A 17,925-nucleotide genomic window follows, 5' to 3' on the forward strand; every position below is an offset into this window, starting at 1 on the left:
CGCGGCGCCCTCGCCCGCCGCCCGCTCGGGCGTCTGGAACCTCGGCTCGGTGAACACCGGCGCCTGGAACACGGCGACAGCGGGCCGCGCCGGACGACGCGGCCCGGCGGCCTCGTCCTGGGCGGCGGGCGCGGTGGCGGTCCGGGAGGCGGTCCGCCCGGACGCCTGGGCGGACGCCTCGACGGGCGGCGCGGCGAATCCGGTGGCGGCCTTGCGCGCCACCCGGCGCCGGCCACGACGCGGGGTGTCGCCGTCGGCCTCGGTCTCGGGGGCCTGCTCGGGCACGGGGGCCTTCTTCACGGCGGCGGGCGCCTGCTCGGGGGCGGCGGACTCAGCGACGGGCTCGGCGACGGCCGGAGCCTCGGTCGCGGTCCGCTCCGGTACGGCGGTCCGCGCGACGGCGGTCTCCGGTACGGCGGTCTCCGCGACCGGCGTGGACACCTTGCGGGTGGCCCGGCGGCGCGTGCGGCGCGGGGCGGTCTCCTCGGTGCCGCTGGGGCTCTCGTCGGCGACGAGCGCCTCGGGGGCGGCCTGTGTGGCCTGCGCGGCCTGGGGGGCCTCGGTCACCTCGGTGGCGGCCACCGGCTCGGGCGTCGCGGCGGGCGCGGACACCCGGCGGGTGGCCCGGCGCCGGGCGCGCGGGGCGGGCTCCTCGACGGCGGCGTCCGCCACCGGGGCGGCCTCGGCGACCGGCGCGGCGGCGGGCACCACGGTCCCGGCGCTCTCGGTGCTCTCGATCGGGGCACTCTCGGCGGCCTCGGAAGGCGCCCCGGCGGGCGCGGAGGCACGCCGTACGGCGCGGCGGCGCGTACGAGGGGCGGGCGCTTCGGTGACGGCCTTGTCGGCATCGTCACCGTCGTCGCCGGCCTTGGCGACGGCGGCGGCCTCTTCGTCAACGGCGTCAACGGCGATGTCGGCGCCATCGGAGCTATCGACGCCATCGGCAGTGTCGGCGAGGTCACCGTCCTGGCCGGCCGATGCGACGACCGGGGCGGTCAGGTCCGCCGGTGTCTCGGTCGGGCCGGCCGGCGGTCCCGCCGGGCGGGACGCGGCCCTGCGCCGACGGCGCGGCGGCAGGGTGTCGCTGGGGGTGTTGTCGGCGGAGTCCGTGGACTCCGGGGATTCGGTCGGTTCGAGCATGCGGGCGTTTCTCCCGTCAGGCTCCCGGGCGCCGCGCATGGTCCGGCGGGAAGGCCGGTGACGTCCGCGGCTCGCGCGGTGCGCGTGGTCCGCCGTCCGGGGCGCGGGCGCCGCACGGGAGCTCTCTGTGTCTTGTGTCTCGCCGGTTCCGCACGCCTTGTCGCGTACGGCCTGGCGAAAGTCTTCTGGTCGGTGCGCTGCCCGACCCAGGTGGCTCCCGAGTACGAGGGCGGCGCTTTCGGCGTTCGTCCTACGCGGGACCTTCCCTAAGCGGGTGCCTTCGCGGCGGCGGTCGGGGCGGCCGAAGTGAGGGCCGCATCCGCCTCGCGGTCGGGCGCGAGCGGGTCGGTCACCGTACCGGTCTCTTCATCGAACAGCCCCTGCGCCAGCCTGGTCACCGCTGCGGGGACCGGCGGCGCCAGGTCGGCCACGGCGCGGAGACCGGACAGGACGTCGTCGGGTCGAACGGCAGGCGTCACGTGCCGAACAACCAGCCGCAGTATCGCACAGGGCCGGTCGGTCGGCCTATCAGCGGGCGAACCCGGTGTGGCCACGCGCTCGCCGTCCCCGCCGTTTCCGGCGTCCCGGGCAGGTGCGAAGCCGCTTCCGGTGTCCGTGTCGAACGAGTCGAGCGTGTCCGACGTGTCCAACGTCTCCACGGTAACGGCTTCGGCGGCGGTCAGGCTCGCCACGGCCGGGCGGGCGTCGAACGTCCGCAGGCCGTTCTTGGTCTGACGCTGTACCTCGACGCTCTCCGCCGCGTTGAAGGCGGCGACCGCGCGGGCGGCGTCCAGGGGTGCCACGCCGTCCAGCCGCAGCTCCCACACGGAGGCGGTGAGCCGGTCGGCGAGCCCGGGGGTACGGGCCTCGACGGCGTCGACGATGTCGAGCCCGGGGGGCAGCGACTCGTCGAGGAGGGCGCGCAGCCGCTGCGGGTCACGCGGCGCGGTGAGCGCGATCTCCAGATACTCCGCCTCACTGCCCGTGCCGGTGGGTGCGGCATTGGCGTACGACACCTTGGGATGCGGCGTGAACCCGGCCGAGTAGGCCATCGGCACAGCGGCGCGACGCAGCGCGCGCTCAAAGGCGCGCTGGAAGTCTCGGTGGCTGGTGAACCTCAGGCGGCCACGCTTGGTGTAACGCAGTCGGATGCGCTGCACCGCGGGAACGGGCGGCGGGCCTTCGGGCTGTCGCTTCCCCAGTGTCTCAATCCTTCGTGAGTGCGGTCGTACTGCTACCAAGAGTACGTGTCTCACGGCCCGAGGGTTCCCGCCGACGACCGGAAACGTCCGCCAGCCCGCCGGAAGGGCCCGACAGACCGCCGGAAGGGCTCGCCGGACCCCCGGAGGGACCCTGCGGACGACCGGAGGGGCCCTGCGGACGACCGGAAGGCTCCGCCGGACGACCGGAGGAGCCCGGCCGCCCCCCGGCGGAGCCCGGCAGGCGACCGGGAGCCTCCCGCCGGAGCACCGCTTCCCTCCCCCGGGGCTCGCCGAAGACCATCCGCCGGAAGTCGGCGCGGGCCTGCCGTGCGGTCTCCCGCGCGGAGGCGAGCGCCTGCCGGGTGCCCCGGCCGACGGCCCGCGCGGCTTCGGCGGCGGGCCGCAGCACGGTGTCCCGTACGCCATGCCCGACCGGGGTCAGCACCGTGCGGTACACCCAGCTCACCGGCTCCACGAAGAGCCGCCGGAACACGCGGGCGAGGAAACGCCCCACGGCGAGCGAGATCCGCCCGGCGACCCGCCAGGCATGCCCGAGCGCCGGCCCGACCTCCCGTCCGAGCACCGCCAGGGCCCGCCCGACGGGCACGAGCACCCACCGCCACAGGGCGCGCGCGGGCAGCACGAACAGCACCTTGGCGATCCAGTAGAGCCCGACGTCGATCACCGCCACGATCCGGGACAGCACCCACAGGCCCCCCTTGCCGCACCAGGCGAGAAAGTGCCCGATCGGCGTGAGCACCCAGGTGTGGACCCACAGGGCGGGTACGACGAGGAGATACCGCCCGAGCCAGGAGACCCCCGCCCACAGACCGCGCCCCACCCACGCGAAGCCCCGCCCGACCGGCGTCAGCGCATGCCCGTACAGCCACACCGACGGGACGACGACGAGCACGTTCCCGAGCCACCGCAGCGCGCGGCCGAGGGGCACCAGGGCGTACCGCCACAGGGCGACCCACGGCCAGATGAACAGGGCGCGCCCGACGGGCCGCAGGACGGTGCCGTACAGAAAGCGTCCGGAGACGACGAGCGCGTCCCACACCATCCGCACGGGCAGGACGAGCACGAGCACGACGATCCGCACGGGAAGCCGGATCGCCACGACGAGACACCCTCCGGACCCCCCGGGACGTTCGGGTCCCTCGGGCCGCTCGGGACGCTCACCCTGTGCGCGCTCCTGAGCAGGCCGCTTCTCCAGATCCATACCTACTCAGACGCAGGGATCCGCCGCCGGGATCCGGCCACGATGTCCGTATCCGGTATCAATGGCGTCTCGATCACGGCGATCGCTCGAAGCGCCTCAGCTGCCCGGAGCGGAATTCGTCACGGTCAACGGCAGCAGCTTCTTGCCCGTGGGGCCGACCTGGATATGGGTGTCGAGCGCGGGGCACACCCCGCAGTCGAAGCAAGGAGTCCACCGGCAGTCCTCGACCTCCGTCTCGTCGAGGGCGTCCTGCCAGTCCTCCCAGAGCCAGTCCTTGTCGAGGCCGGAGTCGAGGTGGTCCCAGGGGAGGACCTCCTCGTAGGAGCGCTCGCGGGTGGTGTACCAGTCGACGTCCACGCCGAAGGGGGCGAGCGCCTTGTCGGCGCACTGCATCCAGCGGTCGTAGGAGAAGTGCTCGCGCCAGCCGTCGAACCGGCCGCCGTCCTCGTAGACCGCGCGGATGGCCGCGCCCAGGCGGCGGTCGCCGCGGGAGAGGAGGCCCTCGACGATGCCGGGCTTGCCGTCGTGGTAGCGGAAGCCGATGGCGCGGCCGTACTTCTTGTCGCCGCGGATCTTGTCGCGGAGCTTTTCGAGGCGCGCGTCCGTCTCCTGGGCGGACAGTTGCGGTGCCCACTGGAAGGGGGTGTGCGGCTTGGGGACGAAACCGCCGATCGAGACCGTGCAGCGGATGTCGCCCGAGCCGGAGACCTCGCGGCCCTTGGCGATGACGTTCATGGCCATGTCGGCGATCTGGAGGACGTCGTCGTCGGTCTCCGTCGGCAGGCCGCACATGAAGTACAGCTTCACCTGGCGCCAGCCGTTGCCGTAGGCCGTGGCGACGGTCCGGATCAGGTCCTCCTCCGAGACCATCTTGTTGATGACCTTGCGCATGCGTTCCGACCCGCCCTCGGGGGCGAAGGTCAGACCCGAGCGACGGCCGTTCCTCGTCAGTTCGTTCGCCAGGTCGACGTTGAAGGCGTCCACGCGGGTCGACGGGAGGGACAGGCCGACCTTGTCCTCCGTGTAGCGGTCCGCGAGGCCCTTCGCGATCTCGCCGATCTCGGAGTGGTCGGCGGAGGAGAGGGAGAGCAGGCCGACCTCCTCGAAGCCGGTCGCCTTCAGGCCCTTGTCGACCATCTCGCCGATGCCGGTGATCGAGCGTTCGCGGACCGGACGGGTGATCATGCCGGCCTGGCAGAAGCGGCAGCCGCGTGTGCAGCCGCGGAAGATCTCCACCGACATGCGCTCATGGACCGTCTCGGCGAGCGGTACCAGCGGCTGCTTGGGGTAGGGCCACTCGTCCAGGTCCATGACCGTGTGCTTGGAGATCCGCCACGGGACGCCGGAACGATTCGGTACGACCCGGCTGATCCGGCCGTCCGGCAGATACTCCACGTCGTAGAAGCGCGGGATGTACACGGCGCCGGTCTTCGCCAGGCGCAGCAGCACCTCGTCCCGGCCGCCGGGGCGGCCCTCGGCCTTCCACTCCCGGATGATCTTCGTCATGTCCAGCACGGCCTGCTCGCCGTCGCCGATGACCGCCGCGTCGATGAAGTCGGCGATCGGCTCCGGATTGAACGCCGCGTGCCCGCCCGCCAGCACGATCGGGTGGTCGACCGTACGGTCCGCCGCCGCCAGCGGGACGTCCGCGAGGTCCAGCGCGGTCAGCAGGTTCGTGTAGCCCAGCTCGGTGGAGAAGGACACACCGAGCACGTCGAACGCCTTCACCGGCCGGTGCCCGTCGACCGTGAACTGCGGCACCCGGTGCTCCCGCATCAGCGCCTCCAGATCCGGCCACACGCTGTACGTGCGCTCGGCGAGGACGCCCTCCTGTTCGTTCAGCACCTCGTAGAGGATCATGACGCCCTGGTTGGGCAGACCGACCTCGTACGCGTCCGGGTACATGAGCGCCCAGCGGACGTCGCAGGAGTCCCAGTCCTTCACGGTGGAGTTCAGCTCGCCACCGACGTACTGGATCGGCTTCTGCACATGCGGGAGCAGAGCTTCGAGCTGCGGGAAAACCGACTCGGCAGACATCGCGGGACCTTCGTGAGGCTGACGGGGGTGATCCTCCAGCCTAGCGCGGCCGGACGGCCCCCTCGTACGCCGTACGGCATCGGCCGCCCCGCACAGGGGTGCCTTCCTCGGCTGTCACAGGCGTACATGACCCGGCCGTCACAGCGGCACGCCCTCGCGGATCGGTTTCCACAGGTCCGGCAGCTCCCGTTCCACGTCCGCCGCCCGCCGCTCCTCCCGCCCGTACAGCACCCCGTACGTGAAGGTGCTCTCCCCCGCCGGGTGCGCCTGCCGGGACAGCTCCCGCAGGGCCTCGCGGGTCATCACACTGTCCTGGTGGTCGCCGAGCAGGCTCTGCACCGACTTCATCGACTTCACCAGCGAGGACGCCGGGTCGCCGAGCGCCGGTACGGCCGCCTCCGCCGCGTACCGCGCCCGCTTCGCCTTCTTGCGCGCATCGTGCAGCGCGGTGTCCCGCTCGTGCCCGGGGGGCAGCTCCAGCGCCTGCTCCACCAGCGCGGCCAGCTTGTCGAAGTCCTTGCGCACGGCCCTGGAGATCACCTTCCCCGGATCGCCCGCCGCCGGCTTGAGCAACGGCGGCCCGGCCAGCAGCGCGTCCAGCGTGCCGAGCAGCGCCAGGTACCGCCGCCCGTCCAGTACGGCGATCAGGCGGCGCCGGGAGCCGCCGCGCCGGGCGTGCGACCAGGTGCGCAGCCGGGTGCGGACCGGGCCGACGAGCAGGGTGCGCGGCAGTGCGCCGAGGGCGTCGGTGAGCCGCTCGGTGAGGACTTCCTGGTCGCGGTCCACGCCCAGCTCCCCGGCGAGCCACTTCAGCTCCTCGCCGATCGGGTCGGTCACCCCCCGGTCCAGCAGCTTCCCGTACGACCGGAAGGCGCTGCGCATCCGCCGGGTCGCCACCCGCATCCGGTGCACGGAGTCGTAGGTGTCCCGGCGGACGGCCGGGTCCAGCCCCACGATCGCGTCCCGCTGCTCGCGCAGGTAGGCCAGCACATGGTCCCCGGCGGTGACCGGCGGCGCGGGAGCCGCCACGCCGTCGCTGCCGCTCGCCTTCTCCTCGGCCTTCGCGCTCTTCCCGGTCTTCTCGGGCTTCTCTGCCTTCTTGCCCTTGGCCGGCTTCTTCGTCCTCTTCCCCGGCGCGGTCTCCGCCAGGGCCCGCGCCAGCTTCGACGGCGACGCGGACGGCCGCACGCCCGCCTTGCGCAGCCGCTTCTCCACCTTGTCGAGGACGGCCGGGTCCACCCCATCGGCCAGCTCCACCTCGATCTCGGTCCACTGCGCGTCGCCGCCGTCCCCGGTGAGCCGCTCGGCGCGGACCGCGTCCACGCTCACCTCGGCGATCAGCCGCCCGTCGCCGTCGGTCAGCTCCCGTACGTCCCGGGCGGAGCGCAGCCGCACCACCGGCAGCAGCTCGCTGTCCCGGACCCGGGAGCGGACCAGCGCGGCGATCTCGCGCGGCAGGGTGTCGGACAGCGGCGCCTGGATCTCGTCCCGCACATCGGGTGCCACCGGGAACTTCAGATGCCAGCCCGCGTCCGAGCCGCCGGTGCGGCGGCGCAGGGTGATGGCGTCCTTGGCGAGGCGTTCGTCGGCGGTGTCGTAGTAGGTGGCGTCCAGTTCGGCGACGCCCTTGTCGACCACCGCCGCCACTCCGGCCACACCGGTCAGATCCGGCAGGCCACTCTCGTCGGATTCGTATTTGCGCTCGATTTCACGCTTCGTCTCCGCCATGAACCGACCCTAATGGCAGTCGAGCCATGATGGCAGAGTGCACCCCGGGTGAACCGGCGGAAAACACCCGGCGAGCGGGACGCGACCCGCGCGTCCGATGCCACGTCCGACGCCACGTCCGATACCGCGCTCGATACGGCGCTCGATACGGCGCTGGGTGCAGCGTCCGACGCCGGCCTCACGCCGACATCGGACGCTGCACTCTGATCGACTGCAACAACCCCACCGCCACCCACACCGAGAACATCGACGACCCCCCGTACGACACGAACGGCAGTGGCAGACCCGTCACCGGCATGATGCCGAGGGTCATCCCGATGTTCTCGAAGGACTGGAAGGCGAACCACGCCACGATCCCGGCCGCCACGATCGTCCCGTACAGCTCGGTCGTCTCGCGGGCGATCCGGCAGGCCCGCCACAGCAGGATGCCGAGCAGCAGGATGATCAGCCCGGCGCCGAGGAAGCCCAGTTCCTCGCCCGCCACCGTGAACACGAAGTCGGTCTGCTGCTCCGGCACGAACTGCCCGGTGGTCTGCGAACCCTCGAACAGCCCCGAGCCGGTCAGCCCACCCGAGCCGATGGCGATCCGGGCCTGGTTGGTGTTGTAGCCGACGCCCGCCGGGTCCAGATCGGGGTTGGCGAAGGCGGCGAAGCGGTTGATCTGGTACTCGTCGAGGATCCCGAGCTGCCAGATCGCGAGCGCCCCCGTGGTGCCGGCGCCCAGCAGGCCGAAGATCCAGCGGTTGGAGGCGCCGGAGGCCAGCAGCACACCCAGCACGATGATGACCATGACCATCACCGAGCCGAGGTCCGGCATCAGCATCACGATCAGCATCGGCACGGTCGCCAGGCCCAGCGCCTGGAGCACCGTCCGGTGGCCGGGGTAGGGCTTGTCCCCGGCGTCCACCCGGGCCGCCAGCAGCATCGCCATGCCCAGGATGATCGTGACCTTCACGAACTCCGAGGGCTGGAGCGAGAAACCGGCGCCGACCTGGATCCACGAGTGGGCGCCGTTGACCGTCGAGCCGAGCGGGGTGAGCACCATCAGGATCAGGAGGACCGAGGCGCCGTACAGGATCGGCACCGCCGTGCGCAGTGTGCGGTGGCCGAGCCAGACCGTGCCGATCATCAGGGCGAGGCCGATGCCGGTGTTGAGCAGATGCCGGAGCAGGAAGTAGTACGGGTCGCCCTGGTTGATCTCCGTGCGGTTGCGGGTCGCGGAGAAGACCAGCAGGGAGCCGATCAGCGACAGCGCGAGCGCCGACAGCAGTATCGGCCAGTCGAGCCGCCGCGCCAGCGAGTCACGGGCCATCAGCCGGGTCCACCCGGCCCGCTCGGGCCCGTACCCGGACACCTGGAAGCTGTTCGCCCCGGTCATGAGCCCGCCCTCCGGATTCCCCGGAACCGTCGCCGGATCCCTCTGCGCCCCGCAGCCGACCCGCCGCCGGGCCCGCCCGGACCGCCGTCCGGCGCACCGCAGCACCCGGTCCGGACGCCGGCCCGGGTCCGGTTGCGCGAGGCGTCCGACGCACCGCCACCCGGCGACCCGCCACCTCCGGAGCCACCACCTCGCGGGCCGCCCCGAGAACAGCCCCGGGATCCGTCACCGGGCGTTCCGCCGCCCGGCGACCCACCACCCCGGCGCCGCCTGCGCGTCTCGCGGTTGTTCGCCTCGGGGGACTGTGTGGTGCTCGCCGGGAGCTGGGCGTCCACCGGCTCCTCGGGGGCCTTCTGGTATGCCTGCTGGTCCTTCGCGGGGTCCTTGGAGATCTTCGGCGCGGTGATCGTGCCGTCCGTGCGGACCTTCGGGAGGGCCTTCTGGGGCGTGGGCAGCAGCGCGTTCTCCGCGGTGATCGTGCCGTCGTCGGCGACTCCGTACAACGCGTCGTATATGTTGCGCACGGCCGGTCCCGAGGCCCCGGAGCCCGTACCACCCTGGGAGATCGTCATCACGATCGTGTAGTCCTCGGTGTACGTGGCGAACCACGAGGTGGTCTGCTTGCCGTAGACCTCCGCCGTACCGGTCTTGGCGTGCATCTCGATCTCGTCCTGCGGCCAGCCTTCGAAGCGCCAGGCCGCCGTGCCGGTCGTGGCCACGCCCGCCAGGGCCTTGTCCATCTGCGCCAGCGTCTGCTGGTCCACCGGCAGCTTGCCGTGGGACTCGGGCTTGATCTCGGTGACCTGCTGGCCATCGGGGCTGATCACGGCCTTGCCGACCGTCGGGTCGTAGAGCGTGCCGCCATTGGAGATCGCCGCGTAGATGGTGGCCATCTGGATCGGCGTCACCAGGGTGTCGCCCTGGCCGATGGAGTAGTTGATCTCGTCACCGGCGCGCATCTTGTTGCCTTCGAGGCAGTTCTCGTAGGCGATCACCTCGACGTAGGAGCCGTCCTTCTTGCCGGTCTTGCACCAGGCGTCCTTGTTGGCCTCCCAGTAGTCCTGCTTCCACTGGCGGTCCGGGACCCGGCCGGTGACCTCGTTGGGCAGGTCGATGCCGGTCTCCTTGCCGAGACCGAACTCGTGGGCCGCCTTGTAGAAGTAGTCGTTCGGGGTGCCCTCGGGGTCGATGCCGCCGTCCTTCTGCCACTCGCTGTGCGCGAGGGCGTAGTAGACGGTGTCGCAGGAGACCTCCAGGGCGCGGCCGAGGTCGATCGGGCCGTGGTTCTGCGACTCGAAGTTCTTGAAGACCTGACCGCCGACAGAGTACGAACTGGAGCAGTTGTACTTGCCGTCGAAGTCGTAGCCCGCTTCCACCGCGGCGGCCGTGGAGACCACCTTGAAGATCGAGCCGGGCGCGGCCTGACCCTGTATGGCCCGGTTGAGCAGCGGGTAGTTGGAGGTCTTGCCGGTGAGCGCGGCGTAGTCCTTCGCGGAGATGCCGCCGACCCAGGCGTTGGGGTCGTAGGTCGGGTTGGACGCCATGGCGACGATCCGGCCGGTCTTGGACTCCATCACGACCACGGCACCGGCGTCGGCCTTGTAGTTCTCCTGGGTGTTGCGGTCCCACTCCTTGCGGGCCGTCTTCATCGCCTCGTTCAGCTCGAACTCGGCGACGCGCTGCACCCGGGCGTCGATGCTGGTGACCAGGTTGGCGCCGGGCTCGGCGGGGTCGGCGTCGGCCTCGCCGATGACCCGGCCGAGGTTGTCCACCTCGTAGCGGGTGACGCCCGCCTTGCCGCGCAGCTCCTGGTCGTACTCCCGCTCCAGGCCGGAGCGGCCGACCTGGTCGGAGCGCAGGAACGGCGAGTCGGTGTCCTGGGCCTGCTGGATCTCCTGGTCGGTGACCGGCGAGAGATAGCCGAGGACCTGCGCGGTGTTGGACTCGCCGGGCGCGGGATAGCGGCGCACGGCCTGGGGCTCGGCGGTGATGCCGGGGAAGTCCTCGGCGCGCTCGCGGATCTGGAGGGCCTGGCGCGGGGTGGCCTCGTCGGTGATGGGGATGGGCTGGTAAGGCGAGCCGTTCCAGCAGGGCTGGGGGGTTTCGGCGTCGCACAGCCGGACCTTGCCCTTGACCTCCTCGGGCTCCATGGCGAGGACGCCCGCGAGCTTGGTGAGCACCGAGTCGCCGTCGTCCGGCATCTTCAGCAGCTCGGTGCGGGAGGCGGAGACCACGAGCCGGGTCTCGTTGTCCGCGAGGGGCACTCCGCGCGCGTCCAGGATCGAGCCGCGCACGGCGGGGTCGACGACCTGCTGGACGTGGTTGCCCGATGCCTCCGCCGCGTACTCCGCGCCCTCGCGGATCTGCAAGTACCACAGCCGGCCGCCGAGCGTGCCGAGCAGGGAGAGGACGAGGATCTGGATGACGACGAGCCGGATCTGGACCCGTGGGGTCCGGCCGGTCTCGGGGATGTTGGTCACTGCGGCTGCCTCCCCCTCTCAGCGCGAGTACGAATACAGGAACGGGCGTGCGAGTGCTGCGCGGCCGGGGCCGCGAGTCCGTACGAATGATGAGCGTGTCTGTACGAGTGATGAACGACCGGCCGGTGAAGCCGGGTTCCGCCCCGGCTCCCCCGTTCGGGTGAACTCCGCTCGGACGGATTCCGCTCGGGTGAACTCCCCTGCGGTCACAGCCGCTTGACCCCCTTGATACGCCCGGCACGGGCCACCCGAGCCCGGGCCGCCTTCACTTTCAGCCCGCCGAGTCCGCGCTGGTTGCCGATCCGCAGCCCGGTGCCGGAGGACAGCCAGCCCGAGGAGATGTCGGCGCTCTTCGCGGAGGCTGAGGACTCGGCCAGCGGGTCGTTCTCGGCGCGGCGGGCCAGCGCCATGACGCCCGGGACCACGAACGGGGCGAGCAGCAGGTCGTACAGCGCCGCCGTGAACAGCAGGCTGGGCAGGCCGACATGGCGGGCGGCGGTGTCGCCGACGAGGGCGCCCACCCCCGCGTACAGCAAGGTCGTACCGACCGCCGCGGCCACGACCACCGCCATGGGGGCGGTCGCCGACTTCAGCCGGCCGTTCTCCGGCTTGACCAGGCCGGCCAGGTAGCCGATCACGCACAGCACCAGGGCGTAGCGGCCGGCCGCGTGGTCGGCGGGCGGGGCGAGGTCGGAGAGCAGCCCGGCGCCGAAGCCGACGAGGGCGCCACCGACATGGCCGTAGACCAGCGCCAGGCCGAGGACGGTGAGCAGCACCAGGTCGGGCACGGCGCCCGGGAGGTGCAGCCGGGCCAGGACGCTGACCTGGATCACCAGGGCGACGACGACGAGGGTGCTGGACAGCAGGATCCGGTTGAAGCGCATGAGGTCAGCTCCTACTGCTCTTGCGGGTCTTGCTGGGTCTGGTCGCCGGCCGGCTGCTCACCATCGAGGAGCGGCTCGCCGTCGGCCCCCGGCGTCACGGTCACCGTCACGGTCGGGGTGGGCGTGGGCTTCGGCTCGTCCGGCAGCACGGCGTCACGCGGGTCCTTCTTCGGCGCCTCGACCACCACACCGACGATGTCGAGCTTGCTGAATCCGACGTACGGCGTCACATACAGCGTGCGCGTCAGGTCGCCGCCGGACGGGTCGACACGCGAGACGATCCCGACCGGCACGCCCGGCACGAACGGCTTGTCGGCCTCGGAGCCGAAGGTCACCAGCCGGTCGCCCTTCTTGACCTCCGCCTTGCCGTTGAGCAGTTCGACGCGCAGCGGCTGGTCGCCCTGGCCGGAGGCGAAGCCCAGTTCGTCGCTGCCCTCCATCCGGGTGCCCACGGCGAAGTCGGGATCGTTGGCGAGCAGCACGGTGGAGGTGTGGGGGCCGACGGTGGTGACCCGGCCGACCAGCCCGTCGCCGTTGAGGACCGTCATGTCGCGCTTGATGCCGTCATTGGCGCCGATGTCGATGGTGATGGTCCAGGAGAAGCCCTGGGCCGCTCCTATGGCGATGACCTCGGCGCCCTTGATGCCGTACTGGCCCGCGCCCGCGAGCGCGAGCATGGAGTCGAGCTGGTTGAGCCTGCTGCGGCTGCGTTCGTCGCTGCCGAGTTCGGCCTTCAGCGCGGCGTTCTCCCGCTCCAGCTCGGCGAGCTGGTCGTGGCGCTCGCCGGAGTCACGGATGGCGGCGATCGCGTTGCCGACCGGGTCGACCGCGGAGGCCACGCCGTTCTCGATCGGGCCGAAGACCGTCGCGGCGGCCTGCCGGGCACCGTCGACCGGTGAGTCCTCCCCGCCGCGGATGTCCACCGTGATCAGTGCGAACGCGATGGCGACCAGCAGCACCAGGAGCAGCCGGCTCTCTCGTGTGTCCCTCACGTGCGGCGGCCGTGCCCTTCCTCATAGGAATTCAAGTGTGGGTGGGTGTCTGGCAGAAGGACGGAAGGCTCTGGACCTTGGCGCTTGACCTTGGCCCTTGACCCGTTGGCCCTTGACCGTCGGCCTTTGCCCTTGCCCTTGCCCCTCGCCCCTTGCTCTTGCCATTGACCTTTGGCGGATACCAAGAGATGCGTTGCGGATACGAAACGGGCACGAAGCGGATACGTGATGGAGAAGCTGATGCGTGATGGATCGGATATCGGACGGATACGGGTATCTGACGGACGGTTACGTCCAGGAGAGCTTATGCAGCTTAATCAACGATCCGCCGTACGAGAGGGATCGTCTCGTACGGCGGAATCGAAGGGGTAAGTCATCTGCGCGGCTGGGCGTCGAGGACCTGCTGGAGCGCCTCGAACTCCTCGACGCATTTCCCGGAGCCGAGCGCCACGCTGTCGAGCGGGTCCTCGGCGATGTGGATCGGCATTCCGGTCTCCCGGCGCAACCGCTCGTCGAGTCCGCGCAGCAGGGCTCCGCCGCCGGTGAGAACGATTCCGCGGTCCATGATGTCGCCGGACAGCTCCGGCGGGCATTTGTCGAGCGTGGTCTTCACGGCGTCGACGATCGCGTTGACCGGTTCCTCGATCGCCTTGCGCACTTCGGCGGCGGAGATGACGACCGTCTTGGGCAGTCCGGACACCAGGTCCCTGCCACGGATTTCGGTGTGCTCGTCGGTGTCGAGGTCGTACGCCGAACCGATCGTGATCTTGATCTGTTCGGCCGTGCGCTCACCCAGCAGGAGCGAGTACTCCTTCTTGATGTGCTGGATGATCGCGTTGTCCAGCTCGTCGCCCGCGACCCGGATGGACTGCGCGGTGACGATGCCGCCGAGGGAGATGACCGCGACCTCCGTCGTGCCGCCGCCGATGTCCACCACCATGTTGCCCGTGGCCTCATGGACCGGCAGACCGGAGCCGATGGCCGCGGCCATGGGCTCCTCGATGATGTGCACCTGGCGGGCGCCGGCCTGGGACGACGCCTCGATGACGGCACGGCGCTCGACGCCGGTGATACCGGAGGGCACACACACGACGACACGCGGCCGGGCGAGATACCGCCGCTTGTGAATCTTCAGGATGAAGTAGCGGAGCATCCGCTCGGTGATCTCGAAGTCGGCGATGACGCCGTCCTTCAGCGGACGCACGGCCACGATGTTGCCCGGCGTGCGCCCGATCATCTTCTTCGCTTCGGCGCCGACCGCGAGAATTCCACCGGTGTTGGTGTTGATCGCGACGACGGACGGCTCGTTGAGTACGATCCCGCGACCCCTGACGTACACCAGCGTGTTGGCGGTCCCGAGGTCGACAGCCATGTCACGGCCGATGAACGACATTGAGTTCCCCATCAGGATTCGACTGGCCTTCCCACGGAGCTTTGAGGGCTTTTCAGGTAGGCGAGGTGGGTGCGGTGACGTGAAGGCTTCCATCGTAGACGCGCCTGCACGAACACTGCGCGAGGGTCTTCGCCATTGTCAGCAGATGGCGAACCGCCTCGCTTGTGGAGACGGTCCATCGGGGGCATTCGTTCCCCCGATCGCCGCGCATATGCCCAAGCATGGCCGAAATGGTACGGCCGATCGAGCAGCCGCGCGCCCGCTGAGTGACGGCCCTTCAGCAAATTTCCCGAAACCTCTACGGGGCGGGTGGGAAGGGCGGGGAGTGATACGCCGATGGGAGCAACGCGTGTCGCCCCGGCCCCGGCGAAATCACCCACCGGCCCGTCGTGTCGCCGTCTGCCGAATCGCGGACCGGCCGATCGGGGCGCGTCGCCCGCCGAAACACGTGCGAGCCCGTCGTGTCGCGTCCCCCGCCGAAACATGCGCGAGCCCGTCGTGTCGCGCCCCGCCGAAAGACGTACCGGCTGTCGTGTCACGCCCCCGCCGGGACACCCACCGCCCCGCCGGGTCGCGCTGCGGCCGACACGCGGACCGGCCGCCGTGTCGCGCCCCCGCCGGAACACCTGCCGACCCGCCGGGTCGCACCGCCGCCGAGACGCGGACCGACACCTCGTGTCACGCCCCCGCCGAAACGCGTACCGCCCGCCGTGTCACGCCCCCGCCGAAACCCGGACCGCCCCCCGTGTCGCCCCCGACCGAAACGCGTGTCGCCCCGGCGTGAGCGCCAGGACGCCAGGACGCCAGGGCGCCAGGGCCTCAGCCGCGACCCGGGAAGAAGATCTTGACCTCGCGTTCGGCGGACTCCTCCGAGTCCGAGGCGTGGATGAGGTTCTCACGGACGATCACACCGAAGTCACCACGGATGGAACCGGGCGCGGCGGCGATCGGGTCGGTGGGACCGGCCAGCGCCCGCACACCCTCGATCACCCGGTCGCCCTCGACGATCAGCGCGACGACCGGACCGGACGCCATGAACTCCATCAGCGGCTCGTAGAACGGCTTGCCCTTGTGCTCGCCGTAGTGCTGCTCCAGCGTCTCGTGGTCCAGCGTGCGCAGCTCCAGCGCGGTGATCCGCCAACCGGCCTTGCGCTCGATACGGCCGATGATCTCGCCGGTCAGGCCACGCCGCACGGCGTCGGGCTTGAGCAGGACGAGGGTGCGCTGGGTCACGGGAGGACTCCTTTTCGAGTGTGCGGTGGAACGAGGCTACAGGGCGGCCCCGAACCCCCTCACACAGCGTCAGCCGGAAGCGTCCGCAGCCGCCCCGCCCGCGCCGCCCGGCCCGCCTGCTCCGCCCGCCTCGCCCTGCGCCGCGAACCGCGCCTTCGCCGCGTCGATCTCCCGTCCGTAGTGCACCGACGCCCACCACAGCCCGGCGAACATCACGCCCAGGAAGAACATCAGCGGCACCACGAACCCGGCCAGGATCAGCGCCACCTGGAACACCCAGCCCAGCGCGACCCCGCCCGGCCTGGTGACCAGCCCGCACAGCACCAGCGACAGCAGCATGGCGATCCCGCACACCGTCCACACCGTCTGCGTGGACAGATCCGGGTCCTTCATGGCGACCAGCCCGGCGAAGCCGATGATGAAGAACTCGCCGATCAGGGTCGATGAACAGAGCGTACGCATGACTTACGGCCTCAGCCCTTCCCCAGCAGCAGCCGGGCCTCTCCCACGGTGACGACGGACCCGGTGACCAGCACACCGCCGCCCGCGAACTCACCCTCTTCCTCGGCCAGCGTGATCGCGGCCTCCAGCGCGTCCGGCAACCGCGGCTCGACCTGCACCCGGTCCTCGCCGAACACCTCCACCGCGAGCGCGGCCAGCGCGTCGGCGTCCATCGCGCGATGGGTGGAGTTCTGCGTGACGACGATGTCCATGAAGATCGGCTCGAACGCCTCCAGCAGCCCCCGTACGTCCTTGTCGCCACTCGCGCCCACGACCCCGATGAGCCGGGTGAACTGGAACGCCTCCTCGACCGCCGCCGCCGCGGCCCGCGCGCCCGCCGGATTGTGCGCGGCGTCCAGCACGACGGTCGGCGAGCGCCGTACGACCTCCAGCCGGCCCGGCGACGACACCGACGCGAACGCCTTGCGCACGGTGTCCTGGTTCAGCGACCCGGAGTGCTGCGAGCCGACCCCGAAGAACGCCTCCACCGCGGCGAGCGCCACCGCCGCGTTGTGCGCCTGGTGCGCACCGTGCAGCGGGAGATACACCTCGGGGTACTCGCCGCCGAGCCCCCGCAGGGTGACGACCTGCCCGCCGACGGCGACCTGCCGTGCGACGACCCCGAACTCCAGCCCTTCGCGCGCGACCGTCGCGTCCGCCTCGACGGCCTTCTTCAGCAGCACCTGCGCCGCGTCGACCGGCTGCTGCGCCATGACGACGGTCGCGCCCTGCTTGATGATCCCGGCCTTCTCCGCCGCGATCTCGCCGGGCGTGGAGCCGAGCCGGTCGGTGTGGTCGAGATCGATCGGCGTGATGACGGCGACGTCCCCGTCGATCACGTTCGTGGCGTCCCACGCCCCGCCCATCCCGACCTCGACGACCGCCACGTCCACGGGCGCGTCGGCGAACGCGGCGTACGCCATGCCGGTCAGCACTTCGAAGAACGACAGCCGGTACTCCTGGGAGGAGTCCACCAGCTCCACGTACGGCTTGATGTCCTGGTACGTCTCGATGAAGCGCTCGGCGGGGATCGGCGCCCCGTCCAGACTGATCCGCTCGGTGATCGACTGCACGTGCGGGGACGTGTACCGCCCGGTGCGCAGCTCGAACGCGCCCAGCAGGGCCTCGATCATCCGCGCGGTGGAGGTCTTGCCGTTGGTCCCCGTGATGTGGATCGAGGGGTACGACCGCTGCGGCTCGCCCAGGACGTCCACGAGGGCGGCGATCCGGTCGACCGACGGCTCCAGCTTGGTCTCGCCCCAGCGGGTGGCCAGCTCGGCCTCGACCTCGCGCAGCGCGGCGTCGACCTCCGGGTCCTCCGGTCGCGCGGGCACCTCGGCCTGCGGCGTGGCGCCCTGCGTACGCAGGGTGCGGCTGCCGGCCTCGATCACGGCGAGATCGGGGTCACGGTCGGTCTCGGCGCCGACGATGTCGTCGAACGGGTCGCTGTCAGTCACACGGCCAGTCTAAGGCGGCGGGGCCCTCCGGGGCGGGGAGGGTGGGTGGCTGACCCTAGCGGGCGACTGCGGGTGTGGGGGGTCCGGGTGCGGAAGGGGGTGGGTGGCTGATCTTTGCGGGCGACTGCGGGTGCGTGGGGACTGGTCGCGCAGTTCCCCGCGCCCCTGAAAAGCAGGGCGTTGCCGCCCCGCCTCCTCCAACCTCGCCCTCATCCGCCGTCGCCGCGGGCTCGCGACACGCCCCGGCGTCGGCACGGGCGCCCGGAACCCAAAGGCCC

11 protein-coding genes and 2 pseudogenes are annotated in these 17,925 nt (G+C 71.3%); all 13 read right to left on the reverse strand.

Annotation, left to right across the window (positions count from 1 at the left end; genetic code table 11):
• A pseudogene (locus ACFXAZ_RS36575) lies at positions 1-1,140 on the reverse strand (ribonuclease E/G); the annotation flags it as partial.
• Positions 1,141-1,406: 266 nt separating this feature from the next.
• Complete coding sequence (locus ACFXAZ_RS36580; protein WP_384600425.1) at positions 1,407-2,300, reverse strand: TIGR03936 family radical SAM-associated protein; 894 nt, start codon at positions 2,298-2,300, stop codon at positions 1,407-1,409.
• 46 nt (positions 2,301-2,346) lie between these two features.
• The gene (locus tag ACFXAZ_RS36585) at positions 2,347-3,564 is read right to left on the reverse strand and encodes a hypothetical protein (RefSeq protein ID WP_384600428.1); all 1,218 of its coding nucleotides are present in this window, start codon (positions 3,562-3,564) and stop codon (positions 2,347-2,349) included.
• 96 nt (positions 3,565-3,660) lie between these two features.
• Positions 3,661-5,601, reverse strand: a complete 1,941-nt coding sequence (locus ACFXAZ_RS36590; RefSeq protein WP_384600431.1) for a TIGR03960 family B12-binding radical SAM protein — start codon at positions 5,599-5,601, stop codon at positions 3,661-3,663.
• Positions 5,602-5,739: 138 nt separating this feature from the next.
• Positions 5,740-7,329 carry a CHAD domain-containing protein gene (locus tag ACFXAZ_RS36595; protein WP_384600434.1) on the reverse strand — a complete coding sequence of 530 codons (1,590 nt, stop codon included), beginning with the start codon at positions 7,327-7,329 and terminating at the stop codon, positions 5,740-5,742.
• Positions 7,330-7,507: 178 nt separating this feature from the next.
• Entirely contained in the window at positions 7,508-8,707 is a 1,200-nt protein-coding gene (gene rodA / locus ACFXAZ_RS36600; protein WP_384600438.1) for a rod shape-determining protein RodA, read from the reverse strand.
• Positions 8,708-8,949: 242 nt separating this feature from the next.
• Positions 8,950-11,187, reverse strand: a pseudogene (gene mrdA, locus ACFXAZ_RS36605) (penicillin-binding protein 2); the annotation flags it as partial.
• A gap of 206 nt (positions 11,188-11,393) precedes the next feature.
• Positions 11,394-12,071 carry a rod shape-determining protein MreD gene (gene mreD / locus ACFXAZ_RS36610; RefSeq protein ID WP_384600441.1) on the reverse strand — a complete coding sequence of 226 codons (678 nt, stop codon included), beginning with the start codon at positions 12,069-12,071 and terminating at the stop codon, positions 11,394-11,396.
• 11 nt (positions 12,072-12,082) lie between these two features.
• Positions 12,083-13,063, reverse strand: a complete 981-nt coding sequence (gene mreC / locus ACFXAZ_RS36615) for a rod shape-determining protein MreC (RefSeq protein ID WP_384600444.1) — start codon at positions 13,061-13,063, stop codon at positions 12,083-12,085.
• A gap of 373 nt (positions 13,064-13,436) precedes the next feature.
• A complete protein-coding gene (locus tag ACFXAZ_RS36620) occupies positions 13,437-14,456 on the reverse strand; it encodes a rod shape-determining protein (protein ID WP_006133575.1) in 1,020 nt (339 codons plus the stop codon).
• Between the two features lie 819 nt (positions 14,457-15,275).
• Positions 15,276-15,689 carry a nucleoside-diphosphate kinase gene (gene ndk / locus ACFXAZ_RS36625; RefSeq protein ID WP_384600447.1) on the reverse strand — a complete coding sequence of 138 codons (414 nt, stop codon included), beginning with the start codon at positions 15,687-15,689 and terminating at the stop codon, positions 15,276-15,278.
• Between the two features lie 69 nt (positions 15,690-15,758).
• On the reverse strand, positions 15,759-16,151 hold the full coding sequence (locus ACFXAZ_RS36630; protein ID WP_384600449.1) for a DUF4233 domain-containing protein: 393 nt from the start codon (positions 16,149-16,151) through the stop codon (positions 15,759-15,761).
• Between the two features lie 11 nt (positions 16,152-16,162).
• Positions 16,163-17,647 carry a bifunctional folylpolyglutamate synthase/dihydrofolate synthase gene (locus ACFXAZ_RS36635; protein WP_384600452.1) on the reverse strand — a complete coding sequence of 495 codons (1,485 nt, stop codon included), beginning with the start codon at positions 17,645-17,647 and terminating at the stop codon, positions 16,163-16,165.
• Positions 17,648-17,925 lie beyond the last annotated feature (278 nt).

This window comes from Streptomyces sp. NPDC059477, assembly GCF_042749375.1.
GTDB lineage: Bacteria > Actinomycetota > Actinomycetes > Streptomycetales > Streptomycetaceae > Streptomyces.